The sequence below is a fragment of the Pseudomonas sp. MF6755 genome, assembly GCF_016405635.1.
GTDB classification, from domain to species: domain Bacteria; phylum Pseudomonadota; class Gammaproteobacteria; order Pseudomonadales; family Pseudomonadaceae; genus Aquipseudomonas; species Aquipseudomonas haemolytica.
This window is the reverse complement of the sequence record NZ_JAEKDA010000025.1, coordinates 38,605-53,455: the sequence shown is the minus strand read 5'-3', so window position 1 is coordinate 53,455 and position 14,851 is coordinate 38,605. Positions and strand designations below refer to the sequence as shown.

Here is a 14,851-nt window from a genome sequence, read left to right as displayed (position 1 = left end):
GAATATTGTGTAGTCAAAGTTTCACAAAGGGTTACAGACGGCGCCTGCCAGAGTTGTAGGTAATGTAGTAAGTTAGGCCGGTGAATATCATGCGAAGCGCGCGCCAGTAGCGGAGCTTGCTTCAGAGGGTAGTTAATTGAACGATATGGCAAAGAATCTGATCCTGTGGTTGATCATCGCGGCTGTCCTGGTGACGGTGATGAACAACTTCTCCAGCCCTAACGAGCCGCAGACCCTCAACTATTCCGACTTCATCCAGCAAGTTAAGGATGGCAAGGTCGAGCGCGTAGCGGTTGATGGCTACGTGATTACCGGTAAGCGCAACGACGGCGACAGCTTCAAGACCATTCGTCCGGCAATCCAGGACAACGGTCTGATCGGTGACCTGGTGGATAACCATGTGGTTGTCGAAGGCAAGCAGCCTGAACAGCAAAGCATCTGGACTCAACTCCTGGTGGCGAGCTTCCCGATCCTGGTGATTATCGCCGTGTTCATGTTCTTCATGCGCCAGATGCAAGGTGGCGCGGGAGGCAAGGGCGGGCCGATGAGCTTTGGCAAGAGCAAGGCGCGCCTGCTCTCCGAAGATCAGGTGAAGACCACCCTGGCTGACGTTGCCGGTTGCGACGAGGCCAAGGAAGAAGTCGGTGAGTTGGTTGAGTTCCTGCGTGATCCGGGCAAGTTCCAGCGCCTGGGTGGTCGTATTCCTCGTGGTGTGTTGATGGTAGGTCCTCCGGGTACCGGTAAAACCTTGCTGGCCAAGGCAATTGCCGGTGAAGCCAAGGTGCCTTTCTTCACTATTTCCGGTTCGGACTTCGTCGAGATGTTCGTTGGTGTGGGTGCAAGCCGTGTTCGCGATATGTTCGAACAGGCCAAGAAGCACGCCCCGTGCATCATTTTTATCGACGAAATCGATGCCGTTGGTCGCCATCGTGGCGCCGGCATGGGTGGTGGTCACGACGAGCGTGAGCAGACCCTTAACCAGTTGCTGGTAGAGATGGATGGTTTCGAGATGAATGACGGCATTATCGTCATCGCTGCGACCAACCGTCCGGACGTGCTGGACCCTGCGTTGTTGCGTCCAGGCCGTTTCGACCGCCAGGTCGTGGTTGGTCTGCCGGATATCCGTGGTCGTGAACAGATTCTAAAAGTGCACATGCGTAAAGTGCCAATGGGCGACGACGTGGCTCCGGCTGTGATCGCCCGTGGTACTCCAGGTTTCTCCGGTGCTGACCTGGCCAACCTGGTCAACGAGGCTTCGCTGTTCGCGGCACGTACCGGCAAGCGCATCGTTGAAATGAAAGAGTTCGAGCTGGCCAAAGACAAGATCATGATGGGCGCCGAGCGCAAATCCATGGTCATGTCCGAGAAAGAGAAACAGAACACTGCTTATCACGAGGCGGGTCACGCCATTGTAGGTCGCGTTGTGCCTGAGCATGACCCGGTCTACAAAGTATCGATCATTCCTCGTGGTCGGGCGCTGGGTGTGACTATGTTCTTGCCTGAGGAGGATCGCTACAGCCTCTCCAAGCGAGCACTCATCAGCCAGATTTGCTCACTGTACGGTGGTCGAATTGCTGAAGAAATGACCCTTGGTTTCGACGGTGTGACTACTGGCGCATCCAACGACATCATGCGTGCCAGCCAGATTGCGCGGAACATGGTGACGAAGTGGGGGTTGTCGGAGAAACTCGGGCCCTTGATGTATGCCGAGGAAGAAGGTGAAGTGTTCCTGGGTCGTGGCGGCGGCGGTCAAAGCGCCAGTTTCTCCGGCGAGACAGCCAAGCTGATCGACTCCGAGGTTCGCAGCATCATTGACCAGTGCTACGGCACGGCCAAGCAGATCCTGACCGACAACCGTGACAAGCTGGATGCCATGGCTGACGCGCTGATGAAGTACGAAACCATCGATGCCGACCAGATCGACGACATCATGGCAGGCCGTACGCCGCGGGAACCTCGAGATTGGGAAGGTGGTTCGGGCACCTCGGGCACTCCGCCCGTAGTTCAGAACGAGCGCCCTGAAACCCCAATCGGCGGCCCGGCAGCTGACCACTAAGGTTTGAAATGACTTCTGCTTTGTCCTCTACCCGGTTGCCTTGCGGCAACCGGGTTCTTGATTTAGCCCATACGCATGTCATGGGCATTCTCAATGTGACCCCTGATTCCTTTTCCGATGGTGGCCGTTTTAGCCAGGTGGACGCTGCGTTGCGTCACGCCGAGGCGATGGTGGCTGCTGGCGCGACCTTGATAGATGTCGGCGGCGAATCGACGCGGCCTGGCGCTCGTGTGGTTTCTCCTTTGGAAGAGTTGGAACGAGTGGCGCCAGTTGTCGAGCGCATCGCCCGTGAGCTGGATGTGATCATCTCGGTAGATACTTCCACTCCGGCAGTGATGCGCGAAACTGCTCGTCTCGGGGCGGGGCTTATCAACGACGTACGTTCGCTACGGCGTGACGGTGCCCTTGACGCCGCCGCAGCGACCGGCCTGCCTGTCTGTTTGATGCATATGCTGGGTGAGCCCGGCAATATGCAGGATGATCCGCACTACAGCGATCTGGTTGGCGAAGTGAGTGGTTTCCTTGCTGACAGGATTACCCAGTGCGTGAGTGCGGGGATTGCGCCTGAGAAGATCATCCTTGATCCGGGGTTTGGCTTTGCCAAGACCCTGGAGCACAATTTAAGCCTGTTCAAGCATATGGATGCCCTGCATGCCCTTGGTCGCCCGCTGTTGGTCGGCGTTTCGCGCAAGAGCATGATCGGGCTCGCCTTGAATCGCCCGGTGGGTGAGCGTTTGTATGGAGGCTTGGCGCTTGCGGCGCTCGCCGTGACCAAGGGTGCACGTATTTTGCGTGTGCATGATGTCGCCGAAACGGTCGATGTAGTGCGCATGCTCGCTGCTGTAGAATCAGCCGAATAAGAATGATGGAGCACTTATGACTAAAAAATATTTTGGCACCGACGGTATTCGTGGTCGGGTCGGCGAATTCCCTATCACTCCTGATTTTATGCTCAAGCTGGGTTGGGCGGCAGGCATGGCGTTCCGCAGTATGGGGGCGTGCCGCATCCTGGTCGGCAAGGACACCCGTATCTCGGGTTACATGTTTGAGTCTGCGCTGGAGGCTGGCTTGTCCGCCGCCGGAGCTGATGTGATGTTGCTGGGCCCTATGCCGACACCGGCGATCGCCTACCTGACGCGTACCTTTCACGCTGAAGCCGGGATTGTGATCAGTGCCTCCCATAACCCCCATGATGACAATGGCATCAAGTTTTTCTCGGGGCAGGGCACCAAACTGCCTGATGAAATCGAGCTGATGATCGAAGAACTGCTGGATGCACCAATGACGGTGGTCGAGTCCAGTAAGCTGGGCAAGGTCTCGCGCATTAATGACGCATCTGGCCGTTACATCGAATTCTGTAAAAGCAGCGTTCCGAGCAGCACCAATTTTGCCGGGTTAAAGATTGTTGTCGATTGCGCCCATGGAGCGACCTATAAGGTTGCGCCAAGCGTGTTCAAGGAGCTGGGCGCGCAGGTCACCGTGCTGTCGGCTCAGCCAAACGGGTTGAACATCAACGACAACTGCGGCTCCACGCACATGGAGCAGCTGCAGGCCGCTGTTCTGGCTGAGCATGCAGACCTGGGCATCGCTTTCGATGGTGATGGCGACCGTGTCTTGATGGTGGATCACACCGGCATGATCGTGGATGGTGATGACCTGCTGTTCATTATTGCTCGTGATCTGCATGAGCGTAACAAACTGCAAGGTGGGGTGGTCGGCACCCTCATGAGTAATCTCGGTCTGGAATTGGCCTTGGCTGAGATAGGGATTCCCTTCGTTCGCGCCAACGTCGGTGACCGTTATGTGATCGCCGAGCTGCTGGAGCGAAATTGGTTGGTCGGTGGTGAGAACTCGGGGCACGTGGTTTGCTTCCAGCACACCACCACGGGTGACGCGATCATCGCTGCGCTGCAGGTATTATTGGCCCTTCGTCGTCGTGAGGAGAGCCTGGCACAGGCGCGCCAAGCCCTGCGCAAATGCCCGCAAGTGCTGCTCAATGTGCGTTTTGCCGGTGGCGAGAATCCAATCGAGCATCCAGCAGTCAAAGAGGCTTGCGAGCGCGTAACCCAGGCAATGGCTGGGCGTGGGCGTGTGTTATTGCGCAAGTCTGGCACAGAGCCTCTGGTGCGCGTCATGGTTGAAGGCGAGGATGAAATGCAGGTTCGCGGTCATGCCGAAGACCTGGCAAAACTAGTAACTGAAGTTTGCGCCTGAATTCGGCTTGCCAGTAATGATGTGGTTGGGTAACATCTGCGCCCACTTTGACCGACGAGGTACAGCATGCGTCGCACTATGGTAGCTGGTAACTGGAAGATGCACGGTACCCGCGCCAGTGTCGCTGAGCTGATCAATGGCCTTCGTCACTTGGCCTTGCCTAGCGGTGTTGATATCGCGGTTTTCCCGCCTTGCTTGCATATCAACCAAGTGGTTGATGGTTTGAAAGGCAAGTCGATTCAGGTCGGGGCGCAGAACTCTGCGGTGGAACCCATGCAAGGTGCGTTGACTGGCGAGATTTCGCCAAGTCAGTTGGTTGATGCGGGTTGTTCCTATGTGCTTGTCGGGCACTCCGAGCGTCGTCAGATGATGGGCGAGCGTGATGGGATACTCAACCGCAAGTTCGCAGCGGCACAGGCTTGTGGCTTGATTCCAGTGTTGTGCATAGGGGAGACCCTTGAGCAGCGTGAATCGGGCAAGACTCTTGAAGTTGTCTCGCGTCAGCTGGGCAGCATCATCGAGGAGCTGGGTGTTGGTGCATTTGCAAAGGCAGTTATTGCTTACGAGCCGGTCTGGGCCATTGGCACCGGGCTGACTGCTACGCCGCAACAAGCGCAGGATGTGCACGCAGCCATTCGCGCGCAGTTGGCGGCAGAGAATTCTGAAGTCGCGCAAGGTGTGCGGCTTCTATACGGCGGCAGCGTGAAGGCGGCCAATGCGGTCGAACTGTTCGGCATGCCGGATATCGATGGGGGGCTCATTGGTGGAGCTTCCCTGAATGCAGATGAGTTCGGTGCGATCTGTCGCGCCGCGGGAAACTGAAAAAATGCTGGAAACAGTCGTAGTCGTTTTTCATCTGTTGGCTGCCCTGAGCGTAGTGGCTCTGGTTTTGTTGCAACAGGGTAAAGGTGCGGATGCTGGTGCGTCTTTCGGTGCAGGTGCTTCAAATACTGTGTTCGGAAGCCAAGGTTCCTCTACCTTTCTTAGTAAGTTTACTGCTATACTTGCCGCCGGTTTCTTCATAACCAGCTTGGGGTTAGGTTACTTTGCTAAAGAGAAAGCTCATGTGCTGACTCAAGTAGGTCTCCCAAACCCAGCAGTGTTGGAAGTACCAAAAGCAAAACCGGCTTCTGATGATGTCCCGGTGCTTCAAGAGCAAAAGTCGGCTACTCCAGCGACTGACGTGCCTCCAGCTCAAGAGCAGAAGTAAGAAGGTTGTAAACGCTGTATTGCCGAGGTGGTGGAATTGGTAGACACGCAACCTTGAGGTGGTTGTGCCCATAGGGTGTAGGGGTTCGAGTCCCCTTCTCGGTACCAATTATCAGGAGAGCCCGCTGTTGCGGGCTTTCTTGTAGGTGGAAGGTTACATTGACCCTGTAAGGGATCGGTCGTATACTTCCGCCCCAGCTTTGTCGCGGGGTGGAGCAGTCTGGTAGCTCGTCGGGCTCATAACCCGAAGGTCGTCGGTTCAAATCCGGCCCCCGCAACCAGTTTTAGCGGAGCCCCTTTTAAGGGGCTTTTTGTTAGCTGGACACTTTCAACGCCGCTGTTCGACGGCGTTTCAAGGATGGGCGTTTCGCCCATTTTTTTATTTTGCACAGCATGCACATACATGCACGAGGGGGTTCAGGTGTCGAGCAAGCTAGAAGAGTTGCAGGCCTTGTTGGCCCCGGTGATCGTGGCCCTAGGCTATGAATGCTGGGGTATTGAGTTTTCGGCTCAAGGTCGCCACTCAATGTTGCGCGTTTATATCGATAAAGAGGGCGGTGTGCTGGTGGACGATTGTGCCATTGTCAGCCGTCAGATCAGCGGTGTGCTGGATGTTGAAGATCCAATCGCCGTTGAATACACCCTCGAAGTTTCCTCGCCAGGCATGGAACGCCCACTGTTCACTATTGATCAGTTTGCAAAATTTGCCGGTGAACAAGTGAAGATCAAGCTGCGATCCCCTTTTGAAGGGCGACGCAACTTTCAGGGCCTTCTGCGCGGTGTAGAAGAGCAGGATGTCGTGGTGCAGGTAGAAGACCATGAATTCCTGTTGCCGATCGATATGATCGACAAGGCCAACATTATTCCCAGTTTTGACTGAGACGCGGATCCCGCGGATCCAATGGCTTGCGAAAGGCGAGGCGTACGATGAGCAAAGAAGTACTGCTGGTTGTTGAGTCGGTATCCAATGAAAAGGGCGTACCGGCAAACGTGATTTTTGAAGCGCTGGAGCTGGCCCTGGCCACCGCTACCAAAAAGCGTTTTGAAGACGAAGTTGATCTGCGTGTGGAAATCAACCGCCACACCGGTGCCTATGAGACTTTCCGTCGCTGGACGGTCGTCGAAGAAGCCGATCTTGATGATCCGGCCATCGAAACCTGGCCGAGCAAGGTTGCCGAAACGCATCCAGGTGCCAAGGTTGGTGATGTCGTCGAAGAAAAGATCGAATCGATCGAGTTCGGCCGTATTGCCGCACAGACCGCCAAACAGGTCATCGTGCAGAAGGTTCGCGAAGCCGAGCGCGCTCAAGTCGTCGACGCCTATCGCGAGCGCCTGGGTGAAATCATCTCGGGCACCGTGAAGAAAGTCACCCGCGACAACGTGATCGTCGACCTGGGGAACAACGCCGAAGCGTTGCTGGCCCGCGAAGACATCATCTCGCGCGAAACCTTCCGTGTCGGCGTGCGCTTGCGTGCGCTGCTCAAGGAAATCCGCACCGAGAACCGCGGCCCTCAGTTGATCCTGTCGCGTACCGCGCCGGAAATGCTGATTGAGCTGTTCCGTATCGAAGTGCCGGAAATCGCCGAAGGCCTGATCGAAGTCATGGCTGCGTCCCGCGACCCGGGTTCGCGTGCCAAGATCGCGGTCCGTTCCAAGGACAAACGCATCGACCCGCAAGGCGCTTGCATCGGTATGCGCGGTTCGCGCGTCCAGGCAGTGTCGGGCGAATTGGGCGGTGAGCGTGTGGACATCGTCCTCTGGGACGATAACCCGGCGCAGTTTGTGATCAACGCCATGTCGCCGGCTGAAGTGGCGGCAATTATCGTTGACGAAGATGCCCATGCAATGGACATCGCCGTTGGCGCAGACAATCTGGCTCAGGCCATTGGTCGTGGTGGTCAGAACGTGCGTCTGGCCAGCCAACTGACCGGTTGGACCCTGAACGTGATGACCGAATCGGACATCCAGGCTAAGCAGCAAGCTGAAACCGGTGACATCCTGCGCAACTTCATCGAAGAGCTGGAAGTCGATGAAGACCTGGCGCAGGTGCTGGTAGATGAAGGCTTCACCAGCCTGGAAGAGATTGCCTACGTACCGTTGGAAGAAATGCTCAACATCGACGGCTTTGACGAAGACACCGTCAACGAGCTTCGCGCTCGGGCCAAGGATCGTTTGTTGACTAAAGCCATCGCTACTGAGGAAAAGCTGGCAGACGCCCATCCGGCCGAAGACCTGCTCTCGCTTGAGGGTATGGACAAGGATTTGGCGATGGAACTGGCGGTGCGCGGCGTAATTACCCGCGAAGACCTGGCCGAGCAGTCTATTGACGATCTGCTCGACATCGACGGCATTGACGATGATCGTGCCGGCAAGTTGATCATGGCCGCCCGAGCCCATTGGTTCGAGTAATTAGGCGCGGCCTGAGGAGAGAAGTGCATGACGCAAGTCACGGTGAAACAACTGGCCGATGAGGTCAAAACACCGGTAGAGCGCCTGTTGCAGCAGATGCGTGAGGCAGGTCTGCCGCACACCGCCGCCGATGAAGGTGTGAGCGATAGTGAGAAGCAGTCTTTGCTGACTCACTTGAAGAGCAGCCACAAGGCGAAAGTGGAAGAACCGCGCAAGATTACATTGCAGCGCAAAACCACCAGCACCCTGCGTGTTGCAGGTAGCAAGAGCATCAGCGTTGAAGTGCGTAAGAAGAAAGTCTTCGTACAGCGCAGCCCGGAAGAAATCGAAGCCGAGCGCAAACGCGAACTGGAAGAACGTCGCGCAGTAGAAAATGCTGCACGTCAGAAGGCTGAAGAAGAAGCCAAGCGTCGCGCCGAAGAAGAAGCGCGTCGCCAGCCTACTGCTGCGCAACCTGCTGCCACTGAAGCGGCCGCCGCTCCTGTTGAAGCTGTGCGTGAGGCCGCCCCGGTTGCCGCTGCACCTGCTCCTGCAGCAGACGCCCGCAAGCGCGACGAACCTCGTCGTCCGGACAAGCCACGTGCCGACGATAACAATCGTCGCGGTGGTGGTGGCGATGGCGAGCGTAAAAATGCTCCGCATCGTGCTTCGGTCAAAGAGAAAGCGCCTGCTCCACGCGTTGCCCCGCGTACTACCGACGAAGAAAGCGATGGCTTCCGTCGTGGTGGTCGCGGCAAGGCCAAGCTGAAAAAACGCAACGCCCACGGTTTCCAGAGCCCAACCGGCCCTGTCGTGCGTGATGTGCAGATCGGCGAGACCATTTCTGTTGGCGATCTCGCCAATCAGATGTCGGTCAAGGCTGCTGAAATCATCAAGTTCATGTTCAAACTGGGTACTCCAGCGACCATCAACCAGGTGCTTGATCAGGAAACTGCTCAACTGGTAGCCGAAGAACTGGGCCACAAAGTGACCCTGGTCAGCGATACCGCTCTGGAAGACTCCCTGGCCGAGTCCTTGAAGTTTGAAGGTGAGACGTTCTCCCGTGCGCCAGTTGTGACCGTAATGGGCCACGTTGACCATGGTAAGACTTCGCTGCTCGACTACATTCGTCGTGCCAAGGTAGCTGCTGGCGAAGCCGGCGGTATCACCCAGCACATCGGCGCGTACCACGTTGAAACCGAACGCGGCATGGTCACCTTCCTCGACACCCCAGGTCACGCCGCGTTTACCGCAATGCGTGCCCGTGGTGCCAAGGCAACTGACATCGTGATTCTGGTAGTTGCAGCGGACGACGGCGTAATGCCGCAGACCATTGAAGCGGTCCAGCACGCCAAGGCCGCTGGTGTTCCACTGGTTGTCGCAGTGAACAAAATCGACAAGCCGGGCGCCGATCTTGATCGCATCCGTAGCGAACTGTCGGTTCACGGCGTGACTTCCGAAGAGTGGGGCGGTGATACGCCATTCGTTTCGGTTTCGGCGAAAGTCGGTACCGGTGTAGACGAACTGCTCGAAGCGGTCCTGCTGCAAGCTGAAGTACTCGAACTGAAAGCAACTCCATCGGCCCCGGGTCGTGGTGTTGTGGTTGAATCGCGTCTCGACAAAGGTCGTGGCCCGGTTGCAACCGTTCTGGTTCAAGACGGTACCCTGCGCCAAGGCGACATGGTCCTGGTCGGTTCGAACTACGGCCGTGTACGTGCCATGCTCGACGAGAACGGCAAGCCAATCAAAGAAGCGGGTCCTTCCATCCCTGTCGAGATCCTCGGCCTGGACGGTACTCCGGACGCTGGCGACGAGATGAGCGTAGTTGCCGACGAGAAGAAAGCCCGTGAAGTGGCTCTGTTCCGTCAAGGCAAGTTCCGCGAAGTCAAACTGGCTCGTGCGCACGCCGGCAAGCTGGAGAACATCTTCGAGAACATGGGCCAGGCAGAGAAGAAGACGCTCAACATCGTCCTCAAATCTGACGTCCGTGGTTCCCTCGAAGCGTTGAACGGCGCCTTGAACGGCCTGGGTAACGACGAAGTGCAAGTGCGTGTTGTCGGTGGCGGTGTCGGTGGTATCACCGAATCCGACGCCAACCTGGCACTGGCTTCCAACGCTGTACTGTTCGGCTTCAACGTGCGTGCCGATGCTGGCGCTCGCAAGATCGTCGAGCAGGAAGGCCTGGACATGCGTTACTACAACGTCATCTACGACATCATCGAAGACGTCAAGAAAGCCCTTACCGGCATGCTTGGCAGTGACGTCCGGGAGAACATCCTGGGTGTTGCCGAGGTGCGTGATGTGTTCCGTTCGCCGAAATTCGGCGCGATCGCCGGTTGCATGGTTATCGAAGGTGTCGTGCACCGTAACCGTCCAATCCGTGTACTGCGTGAAGACATCGTTATCTTCGAAGGCGAGCTGGAATCCCTGCGCCGCTTCAAGGATGACGCTTCTGAAGTACGTGCCGGCATGGAATGCGGTATCGGCGTCAAGAGCTACAACGACGTCAAGGCTGGCGACAAGATCGAAGTCTACGAGAAGGTTCAGGTTGCTCGCAGCCTCTAACTCGCGCACTTCCGGAGCCACGCAACGTGTGGGCATGCAAATGCCCCGCGTAGCGTACGGACTCTAAACGCAACGCCCGGTCTGGCTTTTGTCAGGCCGGGCGTTTGCCGCTTTCAGACCCCACGGGTTTCACCGTGTGGCAGTAACAGGTAACAAGACATGGCAAAAGAATACAGCCGTACCCAGCGTATCGGTGATCAGATGCAGCGTGAGCTGGCCCAACTGATCCGCCGCGAAGTCAAAGACCCCCGCGTTGGGCTGGTCACCATCACCGCAGTTGAAGTGAGCCGTGACGTAGGTCACGCCAAGATCTTTATCACCGTGATGGGGCAGGACAGCAGCGAAGAAATCGCACAAAGCATCAAGGTGCTCAACTCGGCCGCAGGTTTCTTGCGCATGCAGTTGGCCCGCGAAATGAAGCTGCGCAGCGTCCCACAGTTGCACTTTCACTACGACGAAAGCGTCGTGCGTGGTGCGCACCTGTCGGCGCTGATCGAGCGCGCCGTTGCTGAAGACAGTCAGCACCCGTCCACACCTGAAGACGCCAAGGAGTAAGCGGTGGCTCAGGTCAAACGTATCCGTCGCAACGTCAGCGGCATCATTCTGCTCGACAAGCCCATTGGCTTTACTTCCAATGCCGCGCTGCAGAAGGTCCGCTGGCTGCTCAACGCCGAGAAGGCCGGGCACACCGGCAGCCTCGATCCACTGGCCACCGGCGTATTGCCGTTGTGCTTCGGCGAGGCCACCAAGTTCTCGCAATACCTGCTTGATTCCGACAAGGGTTACGAAACCCTGATGCAACTGGGCAAGACCACCACCACGGCGGATGCTGAGGGCGATGTTTTGCAGGTTCGCGACGTGACCGTTGGTCGTGCTGACATCGAAGCTGCTTTACCCGCTTTTCGTGGAGAAATCAGTCAGATACCGCCGATGTACTCGGCGCTCAAGCGGGATGGGCAGCCACTTTACAAGCTGGCACGTGCGGGCGAAGTAGTGGAGCGCGAACCGCGTTCTGTTACTATTGCGCGCTTGGAATTGCTCGCCTGTGAAGGCGACACTGCCCGCTTGGCCGTGGACTGCAGCAAAGGCACTTATATCCGTACCCTGGTGGAAGATATTGGTGAAAAGCTCGGTTGCGGCGCGTACGTTGCAGAACTGCGACGCACCCAGGCCGGGCCCTTCAGCCTGGCCCAGACGGTCACGCTGGAAGAGTTGGAGGCGGTACACGCCGAAGGCGGCAACGAAGCGGTTGATCGCTTCCTGATGCCATCGGACAGCGGTTTGCTCGATTGGCCGTTGCTGCACTTCTCGGAGCACAGCGCGTTCTACTGGCTCAACGGCCAGCCGGTACGTGCCCCGGATGCCCCGAAGTTCGGCATGGTGCGGGTACAGGATCATAACGGTCGCTTTATCGGTATCGGTGAAGTGAGCGAAGACGGGCGCATCGCGCCGCGTCGACTGATTCGGTCAGAATGACCGGACGAGTGTGGCTGTTAACAGGCACGGTCAACACTCATTTTTAGATACAGGGATTTGTCCCTGGCCTGTTGAGACTGCCCTTTGGGTGGTTTCCTGAAAAAAGGATTGCCTCATGGCTCTCGACGTTCAAGAAAAAGCACAAATCGTAGCTGACTATCAGCAAGCTGTTGGTGACACTGGTTCGCCAGAAGTGCAAGTTGCACTGCTGACCCACAACATCAACAAGCTGCAAGGTCACTTCAAGGCCAACGGTAAAGATCACCACTCCCGTCGTGGTCTGATCCGCATGGTAAACCAGCGCCGTAAGCTGCTGGACTACCTGAAAGGCAAGGATCTGGGTCGTTATCAGGCTCTGATCGGTCGCCTGGGTCTGCGTCGCTAATCAGCGATTGCGCTAGAGGTTGGTTGTCTGCCGTGTGTCAGTGGGATTCCCGCTGGCCCATGGTAGGCTCCCAGCCTCAAGTTTTATCTGGATACACGTTTTACCCTGGACTAGCGTCGGGCCGATTCCCGCCATTGCCCAAGAATTTCGCAAGAAGACAAGTTCCCCCAAGAGCCACAAAGAAGGTAGGACACCGTGAACCCGGTTATCAAAAAATTTCAGTTCGGTCAGTCGACCGTTACCCTCGAGACAGGCCGTATCGCCCGTCAAGCCTCCGGCGCAGTGCTGGTTACCGTTGACGATGACGTTACCGTACTGGTGACCGTTGTTGGCGCCAAGACCGCTGACCCGAGCAAAGGCTTCTTCCCTTTGTCCGTTCACTACCAGGAAAAGACTTACGCTGCCGGTAAGATCCCTGGTGGTTTCTTCAAGCGCGAAGGCCGTCCTTCCGAGAAAGAAACCCTGACTTCCCGACTGATCGATCGTCCGATCCGTCCGCTGTTCCCAGAAGGCTTCATGAACGAAGTGCAGGTTGTCTGCACCGTGGTTTCCACCAGCAAAAAAACCGATCCGGACATTGCTGCGATGATCGGTACTTCGGCTGCCCTGGCCATCTCCGGCATTCCTTTCGATGGCCCGATCGGCGCAGCGCGCGTTGCTTTCCACGAAAGCACCGGCTACCTGCTGAACCCGACTTACGAACAACAGAAGGCCTCGAGCCTGGACATGGTCGTTGCCGGTACTTCGGAAGCCGTGTTGATGGTTGAATCGGAAGCCAAAGAGCTGACCGAAGACCAGATGCTGGGCGCTGTACTGTTTGCTCACGACGAGTTCCAGGTTGTGATCAACGCTGTTAAAGAACTGGCTGCCGAAGCTGCCAAGCCGACCTGGACCTGGGCTGCCGCCCCGGAAGCCACCGAGCTGCTGGGCGCTATCCGCTCCGAGTTCGGCGCTGCCATCTCCGACGCCTACACCATCACCGTCAAGGCCGACCGTTACGCTCGCCTGGGCGAGTTGAAGGATCAGGTTGTGGCCAAGCTGTCCGGTGAAGAAGGTCAGCCTTCTGCCAGCGACGTTAAAGCTGCATTCGGTGAAATCGAATACCGCACCGTTCGCGAAAACATCGTTAACGGCAAGCCACGTATCGACGGTCGCGACACTCGCACCGTGCGCCCACTGAACATCGAAGTCGGCGTTCTGCCGAAGACTCACGGTTCGGCGCTGTTCACTCGTGGTGAAACTCAGGCTCTGGTAGTCGCGACCCTGGGTACTGCCCGTGACGCACAGCTGCTGGACACCCTGGAAGGCGAGAAAAAAGACCCCTTCATGCTGCACTACAACTTCCCGCCGTTCTCGGTGGGCGAGTGTGGTCGCATGGGCGGTGCTGGCCGTCGCGAAATCGGCCACGGTCGTCTGGCACGCCGTTCGGTTCAGGCCATGTTGCCTGCTGCTGACGTGTTCCCGTACACCATCCGTGTTGTGTCGGAAATCACTGAGTCCAACGGTTCCAGCTCCATGGCTTCCGTTTGCGGTGCTTCCCTGGCACTGATGGACGCTGGTGTGCCGATGAAGGCACCGGTTGCCGGTATCGCCATGGGCCTGGTTAAAGAAGGCGAGAAGTTCGCCATCCTGACCGACATCCTGGGTGACGAAGATCACCTGGGCGACATGGACTTCAAAGTAGCCGGTACCGCTAAAGGTGTGACCGCGCTGCAGATGGACATCAAGATCAAGGGCATCACCGAAGAGATCATGGAAATCGCTCTGGGCCAAGCCCTGGAAGCGCGCCTGAACATCCTCGGCCAGATGAACCAGATCATTGGTCAGTCCCGTACCGAACTGTCGGAAAATGCTCCGACCATGATCGCGATGAAAATCGACACCGACAAAATCCGTGATGTTATCGGTAAAGGCGGCGCGACCATTCGTGCGATCTGTGAAGAGACCAAGGCTTCGATCGACATCGAAGACGACGGCTCGATCAAGATCTTCGGCGAAACCAAGGAGGCTGCTGAAGCTGCACGTCAGCGCGTCCTGGGTATCACCGCTGAGGCTGAGATCGGCAAGATCTACGTCGGTAAGGTTGAGCGCATCGTCGACTTCGGCGCATTCGTTAACATCCTGCCAGGCAAAGACGGTCTGGTTCACATCTCCATGCTGAGCGACGCTCGTGTTGAGAAAGTGACTGACATTCTGAAAGAAGGTCAGGAAGTAGAAGTGCTGGTACTGGACGTGGACAATCGCGGCCGTATCAAGCTGTCCATCAAGGACGTAGCAGCAGCCAAGGCTTCGGGCGTTTAATCACCCGTAGCCCAGGCTGAAAAAAGGACTCTTCGGAGTCCTTTTTTTATGGGCGCTGGAAAATTAAGCAAAATCAGCCATTTAGCCCAAGGCAAAAAACCGCAACTTGCATGCAGGCACGACGCAGTTCATGCAAGTTGCACGATTTCGAAAATCAATGTGTTTTTCAACTCATTGATTTATAAGGGTTTAACTCGATTTTCCGACTTGGCACACTGCCTGCAATATCCCTGTTAACGCTGCAGCATCAAGGTTCA

12 protein-coding genes and 2 tRNA genes are annotated in these 14,851 nt (G+C 56.9%); all 14 read left to right on the top strand.

From position 1 onward, the window contains the following. The first annotated feature begins 145 nt into the window (after nt 1–145). The 14 genes from ftsH to pnp all read left to right on the top strand — a co-directional run bounded on the left by ftsH (nt 146) and on the right by pnp (nt 14,594). Nucleotides 146–2,056: an ATP-dependent zinc metalloprotease FtsH gene (gene ftsH / locus JFT66_RS26825; RefSeq protein WP_032803717.1), complete on the top strand. Its 1,911-nt coding sequence runs from the start codon at nt 146–148 to the stop codon at nt 2,054–2,056. Between the two features lie 8 nt (nt 2,057–2,064). Then, nucleotides 2,065–2,916, top strand: a complete 852-nt coding sequence (gene folP / locus JFT66_RS26820) for a dihydropteroate synthase (RefSeq protein ID WP_198860475.1) — start codon at nt 2,065–2,067, stop codon at nt 2,914–2,916. Nucleotides 2,917–2,932: 16 nt separating this feature from the next. Continuing rightward, entirely contained in the window at nt 2,933–4,270 is a 1,338-nt protein-coding gene (glmM, locus tag JFT66_RS26815) for a phosphoglucosamine mutase (RefSeq protein ID WP_198860474.1), read from the top strand. Between the two features lie 66 nt (nt 4,271–4,336). Then, a complete protein-coding gene (gene tpiA, locus JFT66_RS26810) occupies nt 4,337–5,092 on the top strand; it encodes a triose-phosphate isomerase (protein ID WP_034117851.1) in 756 nt (251 codons plus the stop codon). A 4-nt stretch (nt 5,093–5,096) separates the two neighbouring features. Next, on the top strand, nt 5,097–5,480 hold the full coding sequence (gene secG, locus JFT66_RS26805) for a preprotein translocase subunit SecG (RefSeq protein ID WP_003194191.1): 384 nt from the start codon (nt 5,097–5,099) through the stop codon (nt 5,478–5,480). 21 nt (nt 5,481–5,501) lie between these two features. Next, nucleotides 5,502–5,587: transfer RNA gene (locus JFT66_RS26800), tRNA-Leu, on the top strand. Nucleotides 5,588–5,683: 96 nt separating this feature from the next. Further along, nucleotides 5,684–5,760, top strand: a tRNA-Met gene (locus tag JFT66_RS26795). A gap of 140 nt (nt 5,761–5,900) precedes the next feature. Continuing rightward, nucleotides 5,901–6,359, top strand: a complete 459-nt coding sequence (gene rimP / locus JFT66_RS26790; protein WP_034117933.1) for a ribosome maturation factor RimP — start codon at nt 5,901–5,903, stop codon at nt 6,357–6,359. Between the two features lie 47 nt (nt 6,360–6,406). Continuing rightward, entirely contained in the window at nt 6,407–7,888 is a 1,482-nt protein-coding gene (gene nusA, locus JFT66_RS26785) for a transcription termination factor NusA (protein ID WP_025857112.1), read from the top strand. A 27-nt stretch (nt 7,889–7,915) separates the two neighbouring features. Beyond that, nucleotides 7,916–10,432, top strand: coding sequence for a translation initiation factor IF-2 (gene infB / locus JFT66_RS26780; RefSeq protein WP_034117852.1), 2,517 nt, complete (start codon nt 7,916–7,918; stop codon nt 10,430–10,432). 159 nt (nt 10,433–10,591) lie between these two features. After that, nucleotides 10,592–10,987: a 30S ribosome-binding factor RbfA gene (gene rbfA, locus JFT66_RS26775; protein WP_016973761.1), complete on the top strand. Its 396-nt coding sequence runs from the start codon at nt 10,592–10,594 to the stop codon at nt 10,985–10,987. A gap of 3 nt (nt 10,988–10,990) precedes the next feature. After that, nucleotides 10,991–11,908 carry a tRNA pseudouridine(55) synthase TruB gene (gene truB / locus JFT66_RS26770; RefSeq protein WP_034117853.1) on the top strand — a complete coding sequence of 306 codons (918 nt, stop codon included), beginning with the start codon at nt 10,991–10,993 and terminating at the stop codon, nt 11,906–11,908. Nucleotides 11,909–12,023: 115 nt separating this feature from the next. Beyond that, a complete protein-coding gene (rpsO, locus tag JFT66_RS26765) occupies nt 12,024–12,293 on the top strand; it encodes a 30S ribosomal protein S15 (RefSeq protein WP_003176135.1) in 270 nt (89 codons plus the stop codon). A gap of 195 nt (nt 12,294–12,488) precedes the next feature. Next, nucleotides 12,489–14,594, top strand: coding sequence for a polyribonucleotide nucleotidyltransferase (gene pnp, locus JFT66_RS26760; RefSeq protein WP_034117854.1), 2,106 nt, complete (start codon nt 12,489–12,491; stop codon nt 14,592–14,594). Nucleotides 14,595–14,851 lie beyond the last annotated feature (257 nt).

Excerpts from the sequence above, each read along its gene's own strand:
- glmM (WP_198860474.1), top strand. The coding sequence starts at position 2,933 with ATGACTAAAAAATATTTTGGCACCGACGGTATTCGTGGTCGGGTCGGC.
- folP (WP_198860475.1), top strand. The coding sequence starts at position 2,065 with ATGACTTCTGCTTTGTCCTCTACCCGGTTGCCTTGCGGCAACCGGGTT.
- ftsH (WP_032803717.1), top strand. The coding sequence starts at position 146 with ATGGCAAAGAATCTGATCCTGTGGTTGATCATCGCGGCTGTCCTGGTG.
- infB (WP_034117852.1), top strand. The coding sequence starts at position 7,916 with ATGACGCAAGTCACGGTGAAACAACTGGCCGATGAGGTCAAAACACCG.
- rpsO (WP_003176135.1), top strand. The coding sequence starts at position 12,024 with ATGGCTCTCGACGTTCAAGAAAAAGCACAAATCGTAGCTGACTATCAG.
- rbfA (WP_016973761.1), top strand. The coding sequence starts at position 10,592 with ATGGCAAAAGAATACAGCCGTACCCAGCGTATCGGTGATCAGATGCAG.
- tpiA (WP_034117851.1), top strand. The coding sequence starts at position 4,337 with ATGCGTCGCACTATGGTAGCTGGTAACTGGAAGATGCACGGTACCCGC.
- secG (WP_003194191.1), top strand. The coding sequence starts at position 5,097 with ATGCTGGAAACAGTCGTAGTCGTTTTTCATCTGTTGGCTGCCCTGAGC.
- nusA (WP_025857112.1), top strand. The coding sequence starts at position 6,407 with ATGAGCAAAGAAGTACTGCTGGTTGTTGAGTCGGTATCCAATGAAAAG.